General features: G+C 67.0%; 15 protein-coding genes. 8 read left to right on the top strand and 7 right to left on the bottom strand.

The genetic code is table 11. From position 1 onward, the window contains the following. Nucleotides 1-21: 21 nt before the first annotated feature. From pnp to EJI01_RS08875, 4 genes are all read right to left on the bottom strand, one after another. A complete protein-coding gene (gene pnp, locus EJI01_RS08890) occupies nucleotides 22-2,313 on the bottom strand; it encodes a polyribonucleotide nucleotidyltransferase (protein ID WP_126836750.1) in 2,292 nt (763 codons plus the stop codon). A 205-nt stretch (nucleotides 2,314-2,518) separates the two neighbouring features. Then, a complete protein-coding gene (rpsO, locus tag EJI01_RS08885) occupies nucleotides 2,519-2,785 on the bottom strand; it encodes a 30S ribosomal protein S15 (RefSeq protein WP_007837783.1) in 267 nt (88 codons plus the stop codon). A 203-nt stretch (nucleotides 2,786-2,988) separates the two neighbouring features. Then, nucleotides 2,989-4,146 carry a pyridoxal phosphate-dependent aminotransferase gene (locus EJI01_RS08880; protein WP_126836749.1) on the bottom strand — a complete coding sequence of 386 codons (1,158 nt, stop codon included), beginning with the start codon at nucleotides 4,144-4,146 and terminating at the stop codon, nucleotides 2,989-2,991. A gap of 19 nt (nucleotides 4,147-4,165) precedes the next feature. Next, the gene (locus tag EJI01_RS08875) at nucleotides 4,166-5,452 is read right to left on the bottom strand and encodes a branched-chain amino acid ABC transporter substrate-binding protein (RefSeq protein ID WP_126836748.1); all 1,287 of its coding nucleotides are present in this window, start codon (nucleotides 5,450-5,452) and stop codon (nucleotides 4,166-4,168) included. 123 nt (nucleotides 5,453-5,575) lie between these two features. Here EJI01_RS08875 and EJI01_RS08870 point away from each other — a divergent pair, with 123 nt between their 5' ends. Both EJI01_RS08870 and EJI01_RS08865 read left to right on the top strand, forming a co-directional pair. Next, complete coding sequence (locus tag EJI01_RS08870; protein WP_126836942.1) at nucleotides 5,576-5,947, top strand: Hsp20/alpha crystallin family protein; 372 nt, start codon at nucleotides 5,576-5,578, stop codon at nucleotides 5,945-5,947. 207 nt (nucleotides 5,948-6,154) lie between these two features. Continuing rightward, a complete protein-coding gene (locus EJI01_RS08865; protein ID WP_126836747.1) occupies nucleotides 6,155-6,898 on the top strand; it encodes an alpha/beta hydrolase in 744 nt (247 codons plus the stop codon). On the opposite strand, the gene tsaD is transcribed toward EJI01_RS08865, so the two are convergent. Continuing rightward, nucleotides 6,843-7,895: a tRNA (adenosine(37)-N6)-threonylcarbamoyltransferase complex transferase subunit TsaD gene (gene tsaD, locus EJI01_RS08860; RefSeq protein ID WP_126836746.1), complete on the bottom strand. Its 1,053-nt coding sequence runs from the start codon at nucleotides 7,893-7,895 to the stop codon at nucleotides 6,843-6,845. The genes EJI01_RS08865 and tsaD overlap by 56 nt on opposite strands. A gap of 84 nt (nucleotides 7,896-7,979) precedes the next feature. On the opposite strand from tsaD, the gene EJI01_RS08855 reads away from it, so the two are divergent. The 4 genes from EJI01_RS08855 to EJI01_RS08840 all read left to right on the top strand — a co-directional run bounded on the left by EJI01_RS08855 (nucleotide 7,980) and on the right by EJI01_RS08840 (nucleotide 12,581). Next, nucleotides 7,980-9,278, top strand: a complete 1,299-nt coding sequence (locus EJI01_RS08855) for a nitrate regulatory protein (RefSeq protein WP_126836745.1) — start codon at nucleotides 7,980-7,982, stop codon at nucleotides 9,276-9,278. Nucleotides 9,279-9,593: 315 nt separating this feature from the next. Then, a complete protein-coding gene (locus EJI01_RS08850; RefSeq protein WP_126836744.1) occupies nucleotides 9,594-10,838 on the top strand; it encodes a CmpA/NrtA family ABC transporter substrate-binding protein in 1,245 nt (414 codons plus the stop codon). Between the two features lie 10 nt (nucleotides 10,839-10,848). Beyond that, nucleotides 10,849-11,775: a nitrate ABC transporter permease gene (gene ntrB / locus EJI01_RS08845; protein WP_126836743.1), complete on the top strand. Its 927-nt coding sequence runs from the start codon at nucleotides 10,849-10,851 to the stop codon at nucleotides 11,773-11,775. Then, complete coding sequence (locus EJI01_RS08840; protein ID WP_126836742.1) at nucleotides 11,772-12,581, top strand: ABC transporter ATP-binding protein; 810 nt, start codon at nucleotides 11,772-11,774, stop codon at nucleotides 12,579-12,581. Before ntrB ends, EJI01_RS08840 begins: the two co-directional genes overlap by 4 nt. 154 nt (nucleotides 12,582-12,735) lie before the next feature. Here the strand turns inward: EJI01_RS08840 and EJI01_RS08835 are convergent, their stop codons facing one another. Then, nucleotides 12,736-14,001 carry a type IV pili methyl-accepting chemotaxis transducer N-terminal domain-containing protein gene (locus EJI01_RS08835; RefSeq protein WP_126836741.1) on the bottom strand — a complete coding sequence of 422 codons (1,266 nt, stop codon included), beginning with the start codon at nucleotides 13,999-14,001 and terminating at the stop codon, nucleotides 12,736-12,738. 265 nt (nucleotides 14,002-14,266) lie between these two features. Here EJI01_RS08835 and EJI01_RS08830 point away from each other — a divergent pair, with 265 nt between their 5' ends. Further along, complete coding sequence (locus tag EJI01_RS08830) at nucleotides 14,267-15,544, top strand: MFS transporter (RefSeq protein WP_126836740.1); 1,278 nt, start codon at nucleotides 14,267-14,269, stop codon at nucleotides 15,542-15,544. Nucleotides 15,545-15,576: 32 nt separating this feature from the next. Here EJI01_RS08830 and EJI01_RS08825 read toward each other — a convergent pair whose 3' ends face one another. Beyond that, on the bottom strand, nucleotides 15,577-17,283 hold the full coding sequence (locus EJI01_RS08825) for a bifunctional protein-serine/threonine kinase/phosphatase (RefSeq protein ID WP_126836739.1): 1,707 nt from the start codon (nucleotides 17,281-17,283) through the stop codon (nucleotides 15,577-15,579). Nucleotides 17,284-17,341: 58 nt separating this feature from the next. Here EJI01_RS08825 and nirB point away from each other — a divergent pair, with 58 nt between their 5' ends. Next, nucleotides 17,342-19,798, top strand: a complete 2,457-nt coding sequence (gene nirB / locus EJI01_RS08820; RefSeq protein WP_126836738.1) for a nitrite reductase large subunit NirB — start codon at nucleotides 17,342-17,344, stop codon at nucleotides 19,796-19,798. Nucleotides 19,799-19,808 lie beyond the last annotated feature (10 nt).

The following is a 19,808-nucleotide window of genomic DNA, read 5'->3' as shown; positions in this document are numbered from 1 at the left end:
AAGGCGTCACCGCCCTCGCCCTCAGGCCTGGCGGTCGCCGCCGTTGGGCTCTTGCGGACGCTGGTCCTGTTCGACGGCCACTGCCTGCTCGCCAGCTTGTTCGCCGCGTTCGGCGTTGTCGAAACGCGGTGCGCGCTCGCCGCGCGGCGGGCGATCGCCACGCTCGCGACGCTCGCCGCGGTCTTCGCGCGGCGGCCGCTCGCTGAATTCCATGCCGGCCGGACGCTCGGTCAGCGCCTTCATGGACAGCTTGACGCGGCCCTTCTCGTCGGTCTCGAGCACCTTGACCTTCACAATCTGGCCCTCGCTCAGGTAGTCGGTCACCTTTTCGACGCGTTCGTGCGCGATCTGGCTGATGTGCAGCAGTCCATCCTTGCCCGGCAGCAGGTTGATCAGCGCGCCGAAGTCGAGGATCTTGGTGACCGGACCTTCGTAGGTCTTGCCGATCTCGACTTCCGCCGTGATCTGCTCGATGCGCTTCTTTGCCTCTTCGGCCTTGGCCGGGTCGGTCGAAGCGATGGTGATGGTGCCGTCTTCGTCGATGTTGATCTGCGTGCCGGTCTCTTCGGTCAGCGCCCGGATCACCGAGCCGCCCTTGCCGATCACGTCGCGGATCTTCTCGGGATTGATCTTCATCGTGAACAGGCGCGGCGCGAAGCTGGAGACTTCGGCCTTGGCCTCGCCCATCGCTTCCTGCATCTTGCCCAGGATGTGCATGCGCGCTTCCTTGGCCTGCGCCAGCGCGACTTGCATGATTTCCTTGGTGATGCCCTGGATCTTGATGTCCATCTGCAGCGCAGTGATGCCATTGGTGGTGCCGGCCACCTTGAAGTCCATGTCGCCCAGGTGATCCTCATCGCCCAGGATGTCGGTCAGCACGGCGAAGCGGTTGTCTTCCTTGATCAGGCCCATCGCGATACCGGCCACATGCGCCTTCATCGGCACGCCGGCATCCATCATCGAGAGGCAGCCGCCGCAGACCGAAGCCATCGACGAGGAGCCGTTCGACTCGGTGATCTCCGAAACGACGCGGATCGTGTAGGGGAACTCTTCCTTGGTCGGCAGGCAGGCCACGAGGGCGCGCTTGGCGAGACGGCCGTGGCCGACTTCGCGGCGCTTGGTCGAGCCCATGCGGCCCACTTCACCGGTGGCGAAGGGAGGCATGTTGTAGTGGAACAGGAAGCGGTCTTCGTATTCGCCGGCCAGCGCGTCGATGCGCTGTGCATCGCGCTCGGTGCCGAGCGTGGTCACGACCAGCGCCTGGGTTTCACCGCGCGTGAAGAGGGCCGAGCCGTGGGTGCGGGGCAGCACGCCGTTGCGGATCTCGATCGGGCGCACGGTCCGCGTATCGCGGCCGTCGATGCGAGGCTCCCCGGAGAGGATTTGGCTGCGCACGATCTTGGCTTCGATGTCGAACAGCAGGCCCTCGACCTTGGCGGCATCGAAGGGCTCGCCGCTGTCCTTGAGCGCAGCCATCACGCCGGCATTGGCTTCGCGCAGGGCTTGGGTGCGGGCCTGCTTGCTGCGGATCTGGTAGGCGGCGCGCAGCTTCTCTTCGGCCAGACCGTTGACCTTGGCGATGAAGGCTTCGTCCTTGGGAGCCGGTTGCCAGTCCCACACCGGCTTGCCGGCGTCGCGCACGAGTTCGTGGATCGCATTGATCGCGATGTTGGCCTGCTCATGGCCGAACACCACGCCGCCGAGCATGATTTCCTCGCTCAACTGCAGGGCTTCGGACTCGACCATCAGCACGGCCGCTTCGGTACCGGCGACGACCAGGTCCATCTGCGAATCCTTGCGCTCGGTCTGGCCCGGGTTCAGCACGTACTGGCCGTTGATGTAGCCAACGCGCGCGGCGCCGATCGGGCCGCTGAAAGGAATGCCGGAGATCGACAGCGCGGCGCTCACGCCGATCATGGCGGCGATGTCGGCATCGACTTCGGGGTTGAGCGACAGCGTGTGGATCACCACGTGCACTTCGTTCAAGAAGCCTTCGGGGAACAGCGGGCGGATCGGGCGGTCGATCAGGCGCGAGGTCAGCGTCTCGAGCTCGCTGGGCTTGGCTTCGCGTTTGAAGAAGCTGCCGGGGATCTTGCCCGCGGCATAGGTCTTCTCGATGTAGTCGACGGTCAGCGGGAAGAAATCCTGGCCCGGCTTGGCGGTCTTGGAAGCAACGACGGTGGCCAGCACCACGGTGCCCTCGATGTCCACGATCACGGCACCGCCGGCCTGACGGGCGATTTCGCCGGTTTCCAGGACGACGGTCTTGCCGCCCCACTGGAAGGTCTTGGTGACTTTGTTGAAGAGGCTCATGTTTAGCTCCTGTTTTGATAGCGGTTTGCCCGTGGCAATCACAGACCCCGCGGGGCCGGAGCGCTTTCCAGAACACGATGCCATTCCAGAGAAATTCGGGGCGAACTTCGTTGGAATGACACAGCTTCGCTCTGTTTTGGCGGCTCCGAAGTAAAAAACGCCTGAGCTAGCGGACTAACCCAGGCGTTCTTGCATGCGATTCGGCTTACTTGCGCAGACCCAGCTTGGCGATCAGCGCGGTGTAGCGGTCGGCGTCCTTGGACTTGAGGTAGTCCAGCAGTTTGCGGCGGCGGCTCACCATGCGCAGCAGGCCGCGGCGGCCATGGTGGTCCTTGGCGTGCGTCTTGAAGTGCGGGGTGAGTTCGTTGATACGGGCGGTCAGCAGTGCGACTTGCACTTCGGGACTGCCGGTGTCGTTGGCGGCGCGGGCGTTGTCTTTGACGACTTCGGCCTTGATGGAGGCTGCGATCATTTGGTGATTTTCCTGTTCCGGGATGTTTGACTTGCGACGGGCGCTGGAACTGCATCCGCCGTGCGCCTTGCGGCATGCAAAGCCGTTAATTATAGCTCGCCCCAGGCTGCGCGCACTTCGTGTCGCTCCGCCAACCCCTACCGGGGGCGATGCCAGCCGACCGGCAAGCCGGATCGGCGGCATCCCTGGCCTCGGCCCGGGCCTTACTGCGCCGCAAGCCAGCGCTTGAGGCGTTGGACGCCCTCGACCAATCGGCTCGGGTCCTTCGAGGCGAAGCACCAGCGCAGCCAGCCCTGCGCCTCGGGCGCGAAGGCGCTGCCGGGCGCGAGTCCGAGCCCGGCTTCGGCCACCAGGCGCTTGGCGAGCGCCAGAGAATCATCGAAGCCTTCGAGCCTGAAGAAGGCGTACATGCCGCCGCGCGCGGGCGCCACCTGGACGCCCGGGATGTCGGCGAGCAGGGGCACCAGCGTGTCGCGGCAGGCCTTGAGATGGGCGACCACGCGCGGAGTGATTTCCTCGCTGTGCGTTAGCGCAGCGATGCCGGCACGCTGCGTGAACACGCTCGCGCAGGAGGTGTTGAACTCGATCAGCTTGCCCATGCCGTCCATCAGCGCCGGCGGCAGCACCAGCCAGCCGAGGCGCCAGCCGGTCATCAGGAAGCTCTTCGAAAAGCTGTGGGCGACGACGAGCCGGTCGTCCGGCGTCGAGATGTCCAGGAAGCTCGGCGCGCATCCCTTCGGCGTGAGGTCGAAGTACAGCCGCTCGTACACCTCGTCGGCCAGGATCCAGGTGCCGGTCCGCCGGCAGTGATCCAGAATCGCCTGCTGCTCGGCGCGCGTGAGTGTCCAGCCGGTCGGGTTGTTGGGCGCATTGACGATCAGCAGCTTGGTCGTCGGGGTGACCGCGGCGCGCAAGGCATCGAGCTCGAGCGTCCATTGCCCTTCCTTCGGCACCAGCGGCACGGATCGCACGCGCGCGCCGAGGATCGCGGGCTGCGCCGTCAGGTTGGGCCACACGGGCGTGACCGCCACCACTTCGTCGCCCGCATCGACCAGCGCCTGCACCGCCAGCATCAGCGCATTGACGCCGCCGGAGGTGATCGCGATGCGCGCGGCCTCGATCGCCGGGTGCAGGGCACTCATGTATTGCGCAACGGCGCCGCGCAATTCCGGAAGGCCCAGGTTGTGGGCATAGAAGGTTTCTCCTTGTTGCAGCGAATCGATCGCCGCCTGGCGAATCACCTCCGGCGTCACTTCGTCACTCTCGCCGAACCAGAAGGCCAGCACGTCGCTGCGACCCAGGCCGGCGTTGGCGACTTCCCGGATCTTGGAGGCTTCGAGGTTGTGGATGGCTTCGCGCATCGTGTCTGTTCCTTGGAAATCAGGAGCGCTGCATCTTGCAGCTGGTGGGCATCTCGGCCCGTTCGGCAGGAATCGTCTTCACGACGCGGAAGCCGTAGCCGGAGCCTTCGACGTCGAACTTCACGCCGGGCGTGCCCTGCCTGTCCATCACGCCGACCACCAGGTTCTGCTGGAACTGGTGATCGGCGGCGCGCATGCGGCCGCGCTGGCCTGCCAGCGTGACCTCGGCCTTTTCAAGCGCGCGCGCCACGGCCACCGTCTCGACGCTGCCGGCGCGTTCGATCGCCTGCGCCAGCGACTCGACCAGCAACTGCATGCGCATGTGCACGTAGTCCTCGGCCGGCTTGGGGAAGCGCTCGCGGAAGGCGCGGTAGAAGGCTTCGGACTCTCGCGTCTGTACATTCGGCAACCAATCCGCCACGGCAACCACGCGCCCGATGCCGGCGTCGCCGATGGCCGCCGGCGCACCGAGCGCGTTGCCGTAGAAGGTGTAGAAGCCGCCGCTGAAACCCGCCTCGCGCGCCGCCTTGACGAGCAGCGTGAGGTCGTTGCCCCAGTTGCCGGTGATCACGGCCTGAGCGCCGCTCGCGAGGATCTTGCTGGCGTAGGGCGCGAAGTCCTTCACGCGGCCCATCGGATGCAACTCCTCGCCGACCACCTGCACGTCGGGCCGCAGCGCACCGAGCTGCCGCTTCGATTCGCGCAGCACGGCCTGGCCGAAGCTGTAGTCCTGCCCGATCAGGTAGACGCGCTTGAGCGCGGCGTCGTTCTTCAGTACCTCCATCAGCGCGGTCACGCGCATGTCGGCATGCGCATCGAAGCGGAAGTGCCAGAAGCTGCAGCGTTCGTTGGTGAGCGCCGGATCGACCGCCGAGTAGTTGAGGAACAGCACCCGGCGCGACGGGTCGCGCTCGTTGTTCTTCTCGATCGCGTCCACCAGCGCGGCGGCCGTGGCCGAGGAGTTGCCCTGCAGCACGATGCGCGCGCCGTCGTCCATGGCCGCGCGCAGAGCCGACAAGGCCTCTTCGTTCTGGCCCTTGCTGTCGTAGCGGTCCAGTTGCAGCGGCCGGGCGCCGCCGGGCAGCTTGATGCCCCCGCGCGCATTCACGCGCTCGACCGCCCACAACAGGTTGCGGAACACCGCTTCGCCGGTATTGGCGAACGGCCCGCTCATGCTTTCGACCAGCGCGAGCCGGATCGGCGGCGGCACCGGCTGAGCGTGCACGGGCGCGAACGCCGCCGCGCATAGCGCCAGAGCGGCGGATTTCAAGGCCTTGCGGCGCCGAATAAAGCTGGAAAGACTCATCTTGAAACGCCTCCCGCCGCGCCTAGATGAGGTGGCAAGCGGCACTTGTGTTGATTGAAACGCCGCGCAGTGTAAGGGACACACATTCTTGTCCCGTTGTGTTCATTCAGGAGTTTCCCAATCATGTTTTTTGAACCCGCAATTCGCACCGCCCGCTTCGTGCCGCGCGCTTATGACCGCAGCCTCGAGCGCTTCGTGAACGATGTCTTTTCCACCGCGCGCCGCTCGCTCAATGTGGAACAGGACGAAAAGACATGGACGCTGACGCTGGATGTTCCTGGCTTCTCGCGCGAAGACCTGTCGATCGGCATCGAAGGTGCCGTGGTTCGCATCGAAAGCAAGGCAGATGCAAAACGTCAATTCAAAGGCGCCTATGAACTGCCGCAGGACATCGATGTCGGAACCAGCGAAGCCAAGCTCGAGAACGGCGTGCTGACCCTGAAACTGGGCAAGCTGGTGCCGGTGAGCAACGTCGCGCAGCTCGCCATCAACTGATACCAAGTTGTTTCAGAAGCCAAGAAGAGGCAATAAAGGTTAACGGGTCGGTAACTTTTTGTTGCCGACCCGTTTCATTTCTGAACTCAAAATAGGCACAGAAAACGTCGCATTTGTGGCGTTTTTTTTAAATGCTTTCCTCTTAATTTGCGTTCGATACCTTCGACTGCGGCAGCAGAAAAAGTCTCGGGCGCTCGATGAAGCGCCATGAAAACCCACTTGAAGCTTGCTCACGACGATTCCCGGTCGGACACCTTGCTGGTGTTCCTTCCGGGCGCGTTCCTGAAGCCTGAAGAGTTCGAGCGCGAAGGCTTCATCAGCGCGGTCAGGGAGCGCGATCTGGCAGCCGACTCCCTGCTCGTCGACGCCGACGTGTCGTACTACTACGACCAGACCTTCATCGAGCGGCTGCATCACGACATCCTCCAGCCGCAGCGTGCGACGGGTTACAAGTCGATCTGGCTGGTGGGCATCTCGATCGGCGGTTTCGGCGCCCTGATCCACGAACTGGCCAAGCCCGGCGCAGTCGACGGCATCGTGGCGCTGGCCCCCTATCTCGGACGACGGCCGCTCGGCGCCGAAATCCACAAGGCCGGCGGCCTGCGTGCCTGGAAGGCGCCCGAAGGCCCGCCGCCGGACCTGGAGGTCGATCGCAAGCTATGGCCCTGGCTTCAGCAGTACGCGGCCTCCAAGCCCGCCAAGGGCCTGCCGCCGCTGTACCTGGGTTTCGGCCTCGCCGACCGCTTTGCGGCCAATCACCGCCTGCTGGCAGACGCATTGCCTGCCGGGCGCGTGTTCACCACCGAAGGCGGCCACGACTGGCCGCAGTGGTCGCGACTCTGGCGCAAGGTGCTCGAGGTGCTGCCCCTGCCCTCGCACGGCAAGAAGCCCGCGACTACCCGAACTGCGGCTCAGGCGCGCAGAGCGAAGCCAGTGGCCATCGCGGCTTGACGTCGAAGGCGTAGCGCTCGCTCGCCTGCCCCAGGCCGGCTTGCAGGCGCATCGCGGCGGCCATCGCGATCATGGCGCCGTTGTCGGTGCACAGATGCAGCTCGGGGTAGTGCACGCGCACCCCGCGCTTCGCGCATGCCGCATCGAGCTGTTCGCGCAAAGCCCGGTTGGCACCCACGCCGCCCGCCACTACCAGCCGGTCCAGCCCCGTCCGCTCGAGGGCGGCCAGTGATTTCTTCAGAAGAACCTCGACGATCGCGGCCTGGGTGGAGGCGGCCAGATCGGCCTTGCGCGCTTCGAGTTCGCCGCCGAGCTTCCTGGCCTGGGTCAGCACCGCCGTTTTCAAGCCGGCAAAGGAGAAGTCGAGGTCGCCGCTGTGCAGCAGGGGCCGCGGCAGCTTGAAGGCCGTGGCGTCGCCCTTCTCCGCGAGCTTGGCGAGCCAGGGGCCGCCGGGATAGGGCAGGCCCATCAGCTTGGCGCTCTTGTCGAAGGCTTCGCCTGCTGCATCGTCGATGGTCTCGCCGAGCAGCTCGTAGCGTCCGACGCCATCGACCCGCATCAACTGCGTATGACCGCCCGAGACCAGCAGCGCGACGAAGGGGAACTCAGGCGGATCGGCGCTGAGAAAGGGCGACAGCAGGTGGCCTTCGAGGTGATGCACGCCGAGCACCGGCTTGCCGAGCGCCGCGCCGAGCGCGCAGGCCACCCCCGCGCCCACCAGCAGCGCGCCGGCCAGGCCCGGGCCGCGCGTGTAGGCGACGACGTCGATATCGGCCAGCGGACGGCCGGCCTCGGACAGCACCGTCTGCGCCAGGGGCAGCACGCGCCGGATGTGGTCGCGGCTGGCCAGCTCGGGCACCACGCCGCCGTAAGCCTGGTGCATCGCGATCTGGCTGTGGAGCGCGTGCGCGGCCAGGCGCGGCAAGCCGCTCGCGCCGGACTCGACCAGGGCCACGCCGGTTTCGTCGCAGGACGATTCGATTCCCAATACAAACATGCGACGAGTGTAGGGTGCGCCCGGTATCGGGGCACGGATGTTGCTGCATGTCCTTGGGATGGCACTGCAGCCGTCGCACCCACGATGAAATCCGGACTGAGCTTTCTGATTGCCGCCCTGCGCTGCGAAATCGACGCGCTGGAGCAGCTCGCCCGCACCAGCGCGCTGGTCGGCACGATCGGCCGCCTGGTCCATGCACTGCAACGCGAGCGCGGCATCTCGAATGTGCTGCTGGCTTCGCGCGGCCAGCGCTTCGCCTCGCAGCGCAGCGAGCAGATCGCCGAATGCCTGCGCGTGGAAGAAGCGGTGCGCGCTTCGTTCGATCGGCTCGAGGCCGATGCCGGCCGCATCGGCAACGGAGCGCGCCTGTTCAGCCGCATCGCCTGGGTGCTGCCGGGCCTCGAGGCGCTGCCCGAGCTGCGCCGCCGCGTCGGCGCCTTGGAGCTCAGCCCGGCCGAGGCGACGGCCGCCTTCGTCAAGCTGATCGCCGGGCTGCTAGCGGTAGTGTTCGAAGCCGCGGATGGCGCCACCGACCCGGAAATCTCTCGCCAGCTGGTGGCCATGTTCAATTTCATGCAAGGCAAGGAGTTCGCCGGCCAGGAGCGCGCCTGCGGCGGGGCGGCCTTTGCCTCGGGTCATAACGACAGCGCGCGCCAGCAGCAGTGGCTGCATCTGATCGAATCGCAGGAGCGCTGCTTCCAGGTCTTCGCCGAGTTCTCGGGCACGGATCTCGCCGAGCTCTGGCGCGCCAGCCAGTCCCCCGCCCAATTGGCAGAGCAGGAACGGCTGCGCCGCATCGCTTGCGCGGCACCCTCCGGCATGGCGCTCGATACCGATCTGAGCCAGACCTGGTTCGATTGCTGCAGCCGGCGCATCGACGCGATGCAATCGGTCGAAGAGCGGCTGGCCGCCGACCTGCGCCGGATCTGCGAACAGAAAACGAGCCAGGCCAGGGCCGAGCTGCAAGCCCACGACGCGCTGCTGGCCAAGCTGGCGCGCGAGGCGGGCACTCCGGCAATCTTCTTCGACGAGCAGCCCGCGGCAGACGCCCCGGGCCATCCGCAAACCATGGGTTCCGCCACGCCCTACGGCCGGCAGTTGGAGCGATCGATTCTGGAGATGGTGCAGGAGCAGTCGCACCGGCTGCAGGCGATGAGCGACGAACTCGACACCGTGCGCGCGGCCCTCAACGAGCGCAAGCTGGTCGAACGCGCCAAGGGCCTCCTGATGGCGCATCGCCGCCTCAGCGAGGAGGAAGCTCACAAGATGCTGCGCCAGACGGCCATGAGCCAGAACCGCAGGCTGGTCGACGTCGCCGAATCGGTGCTATCGATGGCCGAGTACCTGCCCCGCGAGCCGGCATCGCGGGCGCCTCACACCTGAATTGGTGCACTGCACAACAACTGTGCTCCGATCGCGGTTCGATGGATTGGCTGCCCCATGCTCACGGCACGGACTTCGGCAGCTATCGATTTAATAGCAGGCCACCTCTTCGAATCACTGGCACGCAGTTTGCTAGATAACCCTGCATAGACCTGCAAAGGTCTTCTGGCAGGTGGCATCCAACGGCGGGTGCGACCCACCGAACCGGACAAAGGCGTCCCCATCCCGCAGGGCTCGATATCGAGCGGCCCCTGCGCGGTCGGGACGCCTTTTTTTGTTTTGTGCTTTCGTCTTTTTCATTCCGGAGCTCGCCCCATGACCGATCTGCTGAAACCGAAGTTGAATCGCCGCCGCGTGCTGCAAGCCGCCGCCATCGGCGCAGTCGGGCTCGACCCCGCCCTGCGCGCAGCCGTCTGGGCCCAGGGCTCGGACAAGCCCGAAAAGGAGGAAGTCAAGATCGGCTTCATTCCGCTGACCGACTGCGCCAGCGTCGTCATGGCCTCGGTGCTCGGCATCGACAAGAAGTACGGCGTGAAGATCGTGCCGAGCAAGGAAGCGAGTTGGGCCGGCGTGCGCGACAAGCTGGTCAACGGCGAGCTCGACTTCGCCCACGTGCTCTACGGTCTGGTCTACGGGGTGCACCTCGGCATCAGCGGCCCGAAGAAGGACATGGCCGTGCTCATGACCCTCAACAACAACGGCCAGGGGATCACGCTGTCGAAGAAGCTGGCCGACAAGGGCGCGGTCGACGGCGCGTCGCTGGCCAAGCTGATCGCCACCGACAAGCGGGAATACACCTTCGCCCAGACCTTCCCGACCGGCACCCACGCCATGTGGCTCTACTACTGGCTGGCCGCAGCGGGCATCAATCCCTTCAAGGACGTGAAGAACATCGTGGTGCCGCCGCCCCAGATGGTCGCCAACATGCGCGTGGGCAACATGGACGGCTACTGCGTCGGCGAGCCCTGGGGCCAGCGCGCGATCATGGACGGCATCGGCATCACGGCCGTCACCACGCAGGACATCTGGAAGGACCATCCCGAAAAGGTGCTCGGCACTACCGGCGACTTCGTCAAGAAATACCCCAACACGGCGCGCGCCGTGACGGCCGCGATTCTCGAAGCCGGGAAGTGGATCGATGCCGGCCTGCAGAACAAGAACAAGATGGCCGAGACCATCGCCGACAAGAGCTATGTCAACACCAGCGTGGACGCCATCAACCAGCGCATCCTGGGCCGCTACACCAACGGCCTGGGCAAGAACTGGGACGACCCCAACCACATGAAGTTCTACAACGACGGTGCGGTGAACTTCCCCTACCTCTCCGACGGCATGTGGTTCCTCACGCAGCACAAGCGCTGGGGCCTGCTGAAGGAACACCCCGACTACCTCAAGGTGGCCACGGAGATCAACCGCATCGACATCTACAAGCAGGCTGCAGCCGCGACCAAGACCTCCGTTCCGAAGGACACGATGCGCAGCAGCAAGCTGATGGACGGCGTGATATGGGACGGCAAGGATCCGAAGAAGTACGCCGAGTCGTTCAAGGTCAATGCCTGAGGAGCCCGCCATGGTCAGTGCTGTCTTTCACTCCCCGCTCGAGGCTGCCCAAGGGCATCTCGCCCCACCGGCGCTCGCCAAGAAGTCCGCGGCCGCCTCTGTCCCGTCTGCAGAGCCCGCAGCACAGGAAGAGGCCACGCCGCTCGCCCCGCGCGACTTCAGCTGGATTTGGCTGCGCGTGCTGCCGCCGATCCTCGGCTTTTCGTTGCTGGTCCTGATCTGGGAACTCGTGGCGCTGAAAAGCACCACCGGCTTCCCGTCGCCGGCGGCCGTCTGGCAACAGGCGCTGACCGTGTTCAGCGACCCCTTCTACAGCAAGGGGCCCAACGACCAGGGCGTGGGCTGGAACGTGCTCTTGTCGCTCCAGCGCGTGGCGCTCGGCTTCGGCCTCGCCGCCGCGGTCGGCATCCCGGCCGGCTTCGCGATCGGCCGCTTCGAATTCTTCTCGCGCATGTTCAATCCGCTGATCAGCCTGCTGCGACCGGTGTCGCCGCTGGCCTGGCTGCCGATCGGCCTGCTGGTCTTCAAGGGCGCCAACCCGGCCGCGATATGGACCATCTTCATCTGCTCGATCTGGCCGATGATCATCAACACCGCCGTGGGCGTGCAGCGCGTGCCCAGCGACTACATGAACGTGGCCCGGGTGCTCAATCTTTCCGAGTGGAAGATCCTCACCAAGATCCTGTTCCCCGCCGTGCTGCCCTACATGCTGACCGGCGTGCGCCTCGCGGTCGGCACCGCCTGGCTGGTGATCGTGGCGGCCGAGATGCTGACTGGCGGCGTCGGCATCGGCTTCTGGGTCTGGGACGAGTGGAACAACCTCAACGTCGCCAACATCATCATCGCGATCTTCGTCATCGGCATCGTCGGGCTCGTGCTCGAGTTCGCGCTCATCAAGATCGCCACCGCATTCACGTTCGAAGAGGTGAAGGCATGAACCAAGACGGCAAGTACATCGAGATCCACGGCGTCGAGCAGCGCTTCAAGACGCCCAAGGGCAGCTTCCTGGCCCTGCGCGACGTGAACCTCGCGGTCGCCAAGGGCGAGTTCGTCACGCTGATCGGACATTCGGGCTGCGGCAAGTCCACGCTGCTGAACCTGATCGCCGGCCTGACGACGCCGACCCAGGGCACCCTGCTGTGCGCCAACCGCGAGATCGGCGGCCCGGGCCCCGAGCGCGCGGTGGTGTTCCAGAACCATTCGCTCTTGCCCTGGCTCACCTGCTACGAGAACGTCTACCTCGCCGTCGAGCGCGTGTTCGCTTCGACCGAGAACAAGACACAGCTCAAGGCGCGCACCGAAGCGGCGCTCGCGCTGGTCGGCCTCGCGCCGGCCGCGCAGAAGCGTCCGGGCGAGATCTCCGGCGGCATGAAGCAGCGTGTGGGCATTGCGCGCGCGCTGTCGATGGAGCCCAAGGTGCTGCTGATGGACGAGCCCTTCGGCGCGCTCGACGCGCTCACGCGCGCCAAGCTGCAGGACGAACTGCTCGCCATCGTGCAGAAGACACACAGCACGGTGGTGATGGTCACGCACGACGTCGACGAGGCCGTGCTGCTGTCGGACCGCATCGTCATGCTCACCAACGGTCCGGCCGCGACCATCGGCGAAGTGCTGGCTGTGGACATCCCGCGCCCGCGCAACCGCGTCGAGCTCGCGGAAGACCCGGTCTACGTGCACGCGCGCAAGGCCGTGATCGACTTTCTCTACACGCGCCAGGCGCACGTGGAGAAGGTCGCGGCCTGACGCACCATCGGCGACCCATGAACTCCGCGGCCGGCGAAGCCAGGCCCGTTCGTGGAACACCGCGGAACCGGCTTTGCCGGGCCGCTGGTGTTGCCCCCGGTGAGGGGGTTGGCGCAGCGACACGAAGTGCGCGCAGCCTGGGGGAGAGCCATGCTCACGACATGATGACCTGCAGGCTGTGTTCGTATGAAGCGGTCAAGCGGTCGAAGGTGTCGGCCAGCACCTCGCTGGCGCGCACCAGGTCGGCGCGCCCCTCGGCTCGGTCGGCATGGCGCACGCCGCGCACCAGCCTGAGCCATTCGTCGCGGGCGCCATGGAGCGCCTCGCGGATCTCGGGCGAGCTCAGCGGCGCACGCTCGAGCTCCAGCAGCGAGGCCTCGAAGGTGTCCATGGTGGGCGCGAGGCGGGCGCTCCACGCGCCCCCGGGCAGCATCGCGCCGAGCAGCGCGTCCTTGGCCAGGCGCTGGGCGCGCATGCGCTGCCGCCCGCAGAGATTGACGATGCGCAAGGCCCGGCGGCCGGCGGAGGATTCGAGCACGTCGGTGAGCGCCTCGGCGGCGACCAGCAGCTCTTCGCCGCTGGCGTCGATGGCGGCCAGCGAGGCCGCGGACAGCCGCGACGACAGCGCCGCATCCATGGCATCCCATGTCGAGCGCACGGCCGCCAACGCTTGCATCGAGGTCGAATCCAGCGGAAGGGAAGCCAGGTGATCGAGGTTGTCCTTGACCCGTTCGACCGACTGCGCCCGCAAGGCGCGGCTGCGCCGCGCATCCACATCGGCGAGCGCCTGCGCCGCCAGGCGCACCAGCCGCTGCGAGAGCATGCGCAGCTGCCCGGCACGGTTGATCGCCTCGGCCCACTGGGCCGCCTCGACCACCGAACGCGAGAGTTCGCCGACCCGCAGGTTGGCATGCATCGCGGCGCCGCGCAGCAGGCCGAAGGCGGCGTCCTCGCCGATGCCGCGAACCGACATCAGGAGGCCCTTGGCGCGGTCGACCCACTTGCGTTCGTCGAGGTGGGCGAGCGAACGCGCCAGCGTCTCGCGCAGCGCGGCCTCGCGCTGCCAGCGCGCCTGCGCGCGCGCCAGCACGGCGCGCAGGCTCTGCGCATCCAGGGTCTCGGCGCACGACCAGGCCTGCACGCCCAGTTCGACGAGCGCCTCGTGCGCCTGCGGCGCGAGCGGCTCGCTGACCACGACGACCGGATACGGCGGCGCGCCGGCCCAGGCCTGCAGCGCCGCCTGCAGATCGGGGATGGACGCCGGCCTGTGGATCAGCACCTGTTGCGGTGCGAGCATGGCGGCCTCCTGCACCATCGTGTCGCAGGTGCTGAAGCCGATGGCGGCGGCATCCGCATCCGCCAGCACTTGGCTCAGCGCCGCGGCATCGGAGTCAGGCAAGACGAGCAGGAGTCGAATCATGGAAGTTGGATCGCGAACAAGGGAGGCGAGCGCAGCATAGGCGAAGCACGCCTCTTGCGGCAGGCACGCGTCTTGCGTAGTGAAGAGCGCGGTGTAACGAAGCACCGCTTTGGTGAAGTCCTCGGCAACCGCGCCGACCCGGGTTCCGGCAGGGACTCGCTCGCCACCCCTCCATCCCGCCGGCGCCCGGCGGGGAACGCTTATCCATCGCCCATCCACGCAGCCTCGCCACGGCTGTGCGGATGCTCTACGCATTGCCACCGCCATGTCCAGCTTCAAGTCATTCCTGCGCTCCGGGCACGCACCCACCCTCTTTGCGGCCTTCTTCTACTTCATGTTCTCGTGCTGCATCTGGGTGCTGAACGGCGCGATGGCACCCTTCATCAGCGAGGCCTTCGAGCTGAATGCGGCGCAGAAGGGGCTGATGCTGTCGATCCCGATCATCGCCGGCGCGCTGATGCGCTTTCCGCTCGGCATCCTGTCGCAGTACATCGGGCGCAAGAACGCCACGCTGGTGGAGATGGGGCTGATCGCGGTGGCGATGCTTTTCGGCTTCTTCATGGTGCACAGCTTCAACGACCTGCTGGCGATGGGCGTGCTGCTGGGCATCGCGGGCGCCAGCTTCGGCGTTGCCCTGTCGCTGGGCTCGGGCTCATTCCCGCCGCAGCACAAGGGCCTGGCGATGGGGCTGGTGGGCGCCGGCAACGTGGGCACGGCGCTGTCGGTGCTGGTCGCGCCGCCGCTGGCGCAGTGGCTCGGTTGGCAGGCCGTCTACGGCGTGGCGGCAGTGGCCATCCTGGTACCGATGGCAGTGATGGTGCTGTTCGCCCAGGAGCCGCCGGACGTCGACAGCCACGCCAGCATGCGCGAGCACGTGGCCTGCCTGTTCGAGAAGGACGGCTGGGCCTTCAGCCTGATCTACGGCATCACCTTCGGCGGCTTCATCGGCCTCACCACCTTCCTGCCCTCCTACTACCACGACCAATTCGGCGTGAGCAAGGTGCAGGCGGGCCAGTTGACGATGCTGGCCGCTTTCATGGGCGCCGCGGTGCGCGTGATGGGCGGCTGGATCTCCGACCGCTGGGGCGGCGTCAACACGCTGACACTGGTGCTGGTGGTGTCCGCAGTCTCGCTGGCGTTGATCGGGCTGAGTTCCAGCTCGCTCGCGATCACCACGCTGCTGCTGATGGTGTGCTTCGCCGCCCTGGGCGCGGGCAACGGCGCGCTGTTCCAGCTGGTGCCGCTGCGCTGGCCGACGACCACCGCCGTGGCCGGCTCGATGATCGGCGAGATCGGCGCCCTGGGCGGCGGCCTGGTGCCCAATGCGATGGGCCTGTCGAAGCAGTACCTGGGCACCTACATGTGGGGCTTCATGCTGTTCGCGGTGCTGGCCCTGGTGATGCTCGGCGTGATGCGGGTCATGCAGATCCGCTGGACGCGGACCTGGGCCGAAAAGGGCGGGCGCGCACGCAGCGTACCGACCGGTCCGGCCGACGAGGGCGATCGGCCGGTTCGGCCGCTGCGCCGCAGCGCCGGACGTTGACGGCCATGCATCGCCCCCTCCCCCTCCTGCGCTCAGCGCGGCAGGAACAGCAGCCAGTAGACGAGCAGCGCGTTGAAGAGCAGCGACGCGGCCAGCGCGATCTTCCACAGCAGGGCCGGATCGCGCCGCGCGAGCGGCGTGGCAGTCGGCGCGCCGACGGGACGGGCCGCGCCTCGCTCGAGGGCCAGCAGCATCTCCTCGGCGGTCTCGAAGCGCTGCCGCGAATCGCGCGCCACCGCCTTGCGCACCAGATGGTCGAGCCAGATCGGCACGTCCGGCCGGATGCGCGACAGCGCCACCGGGTCGCGCCGGTAGCGGGCGATCTGGTAGGGCTCAATCTCGCCGTAGGGCAGGCGTCCGCCCAGCCACTGGTACAGCACCACGCCGAGGGCGAACAGGTCGCTGCCGGCATCGGGCACGGCGCCCTCCCATTGCTCGGGATTCATGAAGCTCGGCGTGCCGGCATGCAGCTCGCGCTGCGCCGCGCCCTCGCGGCCCGAGAGCGCCACGCCCAGGTCGAGGATGCGCCAGCAGCCGTCGTCGCCCAGGTGCAGGTTGCCGGGCTTGATGTCCCGATGCACCACGCCGTGGCGGTGCAGCCGGCCCAGCGCCTTGCAGATCTGGACCGCGGCAGCCACCACCTCGGCCACGTTCGGGCGCGTGCCGGAGCGCAGCATCTGCTCGACGGTGCGGCCGCCGTGCCAGTCGAACACGGTGTAGAGCGCGCTGGCCTCGGCTGCGCGTTCGTGCACGCGCACGAAGCCGGGCTCGCCGCGCACGCCCACGCGCAGGCCCAGCCAGGCCTCGTGCGCCAGCATGGCGCGTTCCTCGGGATCGCTGGCGCGCGAGGGGTGCAGGGTCTTGAGCGCGACCAGCATGCGGCTCTGCGCGTGGCGGGCCTGGTAGAGCCGATGAACGCCGGTGTCGGCGACCAGCGCGGTGATCGCGTAGCCGTCAAGCACCTCGCCCACCTTCAGGGCCGCGGGCGGGTCCAGGCGGCGCGCATCGCCCAGCTCGTCGTGCAGCTGGCGCGCATCCAGCCCCAGCACGCGGATGACCAGCGCGGTGGCGTTGTCGCGGGTGCCGGCGGCGATGGCGGCGTCGACCAGCGCGTCGCTGGCCTGCTGCGCGTTGGTGGCCAGCGCGAGCTCGGCGACGCGCGCGGGCTTCAGCACGCCGTGCACGCCATCGGTGCTGAGCACGAAGCAGTCGCCGATGCGCAGCTCGCCCTGCATGTAGTCGACGCGCACGTGGTCGTCCAGGCCCACCGCACGCGTCAGGCGGCTGCGCAGGTCGGGGTGGTCCAGCGCATGGTCGACGCTCAATTGCGTGGCCGCGCCCTCGCCCTTGCGCACGCGCCAGGCGCGCGTGTCGCCCACATGGGCCAGCGTGTAGCTCTGCCCGTGCAGGGCCAGGGCGGTCAGCGTGGTCATGGCGCTGTCCTGGCGGCGGCGCCGGTTGTGATCGGCAAGCCAGGCGTTCTGGGCGGCGATCAGGCGGTCCATCGCGACCGTCGGCTCCCAGGTGTCGGGCGTGGCGAAGTAGTCGCCCAGGAGGCCGATGACGGTGGTCTGCGCGGCCTCCAGCCCATGGCCGCCCGAAGAAACGCCGTCGGCGATCGCCGCGACCAGCCCGCGCGACTCCTCGCCGCGCGGCGCATGCACCGCGCCGGCGAAGTCCTCGTTCTGCGGGCGCGGCCCGCGGTGGCTGCTGTAGCCGATCTCTACTTCGAAGCTCATGGCGCGCGATTGTCCGCGCAAGCCGCGAGCCCCCTCTTTGCTTGAAAGGTCCCACCCCATGAAGAAGATGAAACTCGTGATGGTCGGCAACGGCATGGCCGGCGTGCGCACGCTCGAAGAGCTGCTGAAGATCGAACCCGATCTCTACGACATCACCGTCTTCGGCGCCGAGCCGCATCCCAACTACAACCGCATCCTGCTGTCGCCGGTGCTCGCCGGCGAGCAGACGGTCGACGAGATCGTGCTCAACAGCTGGGAGTGGTACGCCGAGAACCACATCACGCTGCATGCCGGCAAGAAGGTGGTCGAGGTCGATCGCGTCAAGCGCATCGTGCGGGCCGAGGACGGCACCGAGGCCGCCTACGACCGCCTGCTGATGTGCACCGGCTCCAACCCCTTCATGCTGCCCGTCCCGGGCAAGGACCTGAAGGGCGTGATCGCCTACCGCGACATCGCCGACACCGACTACATGATCGAGACCGCGAAGACGCACAAGAACGCGGTGGTCATCGGCGGCGGCCTCTTGGGCCTGGAAGCAGCCAACGGCCTGATGCTGCGCGGCATGAGCGTGACCGTGGTGCACGTCATGCCCTGGCTCATGGAGCGCCAGCTCGACGACGTGGCGGGCAAGCTGCTTCAGAAGTCGCTGGAAGACCGCGGCCTCAAGTTCCTGATCGGCGCGCAGACGCAGGAGCTGGTGGGCAACGATGAAGGCCGCGTTGCGGCCATCCGCTTCAAGGACGGCACCGAAGTCGCGGCCGACCTGGTCGTGATGGCCGTGGGCATTCGCCCCAACGTCGAGCTGGCCGAGAAGATGCGCCTCTACTGCAACCGCGGCATCGTGGTCACCGACACGATGCAGACCGTGACCGACGCGCGCATCTACTCGGTCGGCGAATGCGCGGCCCACCGCGGTATCGCCTATGGCCTGGTCGCACCCTTGTTCGAGCAGGCGAAGGTTGCAGCCAACCATCTGGCGCAGTTCGGCATCGGCCGCTACCTCGGTTCGCTGACTTCGACCAAGCTCAAGGTCACCGGCATCGACCTGTTCTCCGCCGGCGAGTTCATGGGCGGCGAAGGCACCGAGGAGATCGTGATGAGCGATCCCTTCGGCGGCGTCTACAAGAAGCTGGTGATCAAGGACGACAAGCTGGTCGGCGCCTGCCTCTACGGCGATACGGTCGACGGCAGCTGGTACTTCAAGCTCCTGCGCGACGGCCGCAGCGTCAGCGACATCCGCGACAAGCTGATGTTCGGCGAATCCAACATCGGAGACACCGGCCACGAGGGCCACAGCAAGGCCGCGAGCATGCCCGACGACGCGGAGGTCTGCGGCTGCAACGGCGTCACCAAGGGCACCATCTGCAAGGCGATCAAGGACAAGGGCCTGTTCACGCTCGAAGAGGTCAAGAAGCACACCAAGGCCAGCGCCTCTTGCGGCTCGTGCACCGGCCTGGTGGAACAGATCCTGATGTTCACCGCCGGCGGCGACTACTCGGCCACGCCGAAGAAGAAGGCAGTCTGCGGCTGCACCGACGCCAGCCACCAGGACGTGCGCGACGCGATCCGCAAGGAGCACTGGCTCACGCACGACGCGGTGTACCGCGGCCTCGGCTGGCGCACGCCCAACGGCTGCGCCACCTGCCGCCCGGCCGTCAACTATTACCTGATCTCGACCTGGCCCAAGGAGGCGAAGGACGATCCGCAGAGCCGCTTCATCAACGAGCGCAGCCACGCCAACATCCAGAAGGACGGCACCTACTCGGTGATCCCGCGCATGTGGGGCGGCCACACCACGCCCGACGAGCTGCGCCGCATCGCGGACGCGGCCGACAAGTACAAGATCCCGACCGTCAAGGTCACGGGCGGCCAGCGCATCGACCTGCTGGGGGTGAAGAAGGAGGACCTGGAGAACGTCTGGAAGGACATCGGCATGCCTTCGGGCTTCGCCTACGCCAAGTCGCTGCGCACGGTGAAGACCTGCGTCGGCAGCGAGTGGTGCCGCTTCGGCACGCAGGACTCGACGCAGATGGGCAAGGACCTGGAGCGCGCGCTGTGGGCCATGTACTCGCCGCACAAGGTCAAGCTCGCGGTCTCGGGCTGCCCGCGCAACTGCGCCGAGGCCGGCATCAAGGACGTGGGCGTGATCGGCGTCGATTCGGGCTGGGAGCTCTACGTGGGCGGCAACGGAGGCATCAAGACCGAGGTGGCGCAGTTCCTTGTGAAGGTCAAGACCTCCGCGGAAGTGATGGAGTACGCGGGCGCGTTCCTGCAGCTCTACCGCGAAGAGGGCTGGTACCTCGAGCGTACGGTGCACTACATCGGCCGCGTGGGCCTGGACTACGTCAAGAAGAAGATTCTCGAGGACGCCGAAGGCCGCAAGGCCTTGTGGGAGCGGCTGCAGTTCGCGCTCGACGGCGAACCGGACCCGTGGTTCGAATCGAGCCAGGCCTCGGTCGACGTGCGGCAGTTCACGCCCGTCGCCGTCGTCGACAACGCCGCCCAGCCGGCTTGAAAAAAGGAAC

This window comes from Variovorax sp. MHTC-1 (genome assembly GCF_003984645.1).
Classification (GTDB): domain Bacteria; phylum Pseudomonadota; class Gammaproteobacteria; order Burkholderiales; family Burkholderiaceae_C; genus Variovorax.
This window is presented reverse-complemented; position numbering and strand designations above follow the sequence as displayed.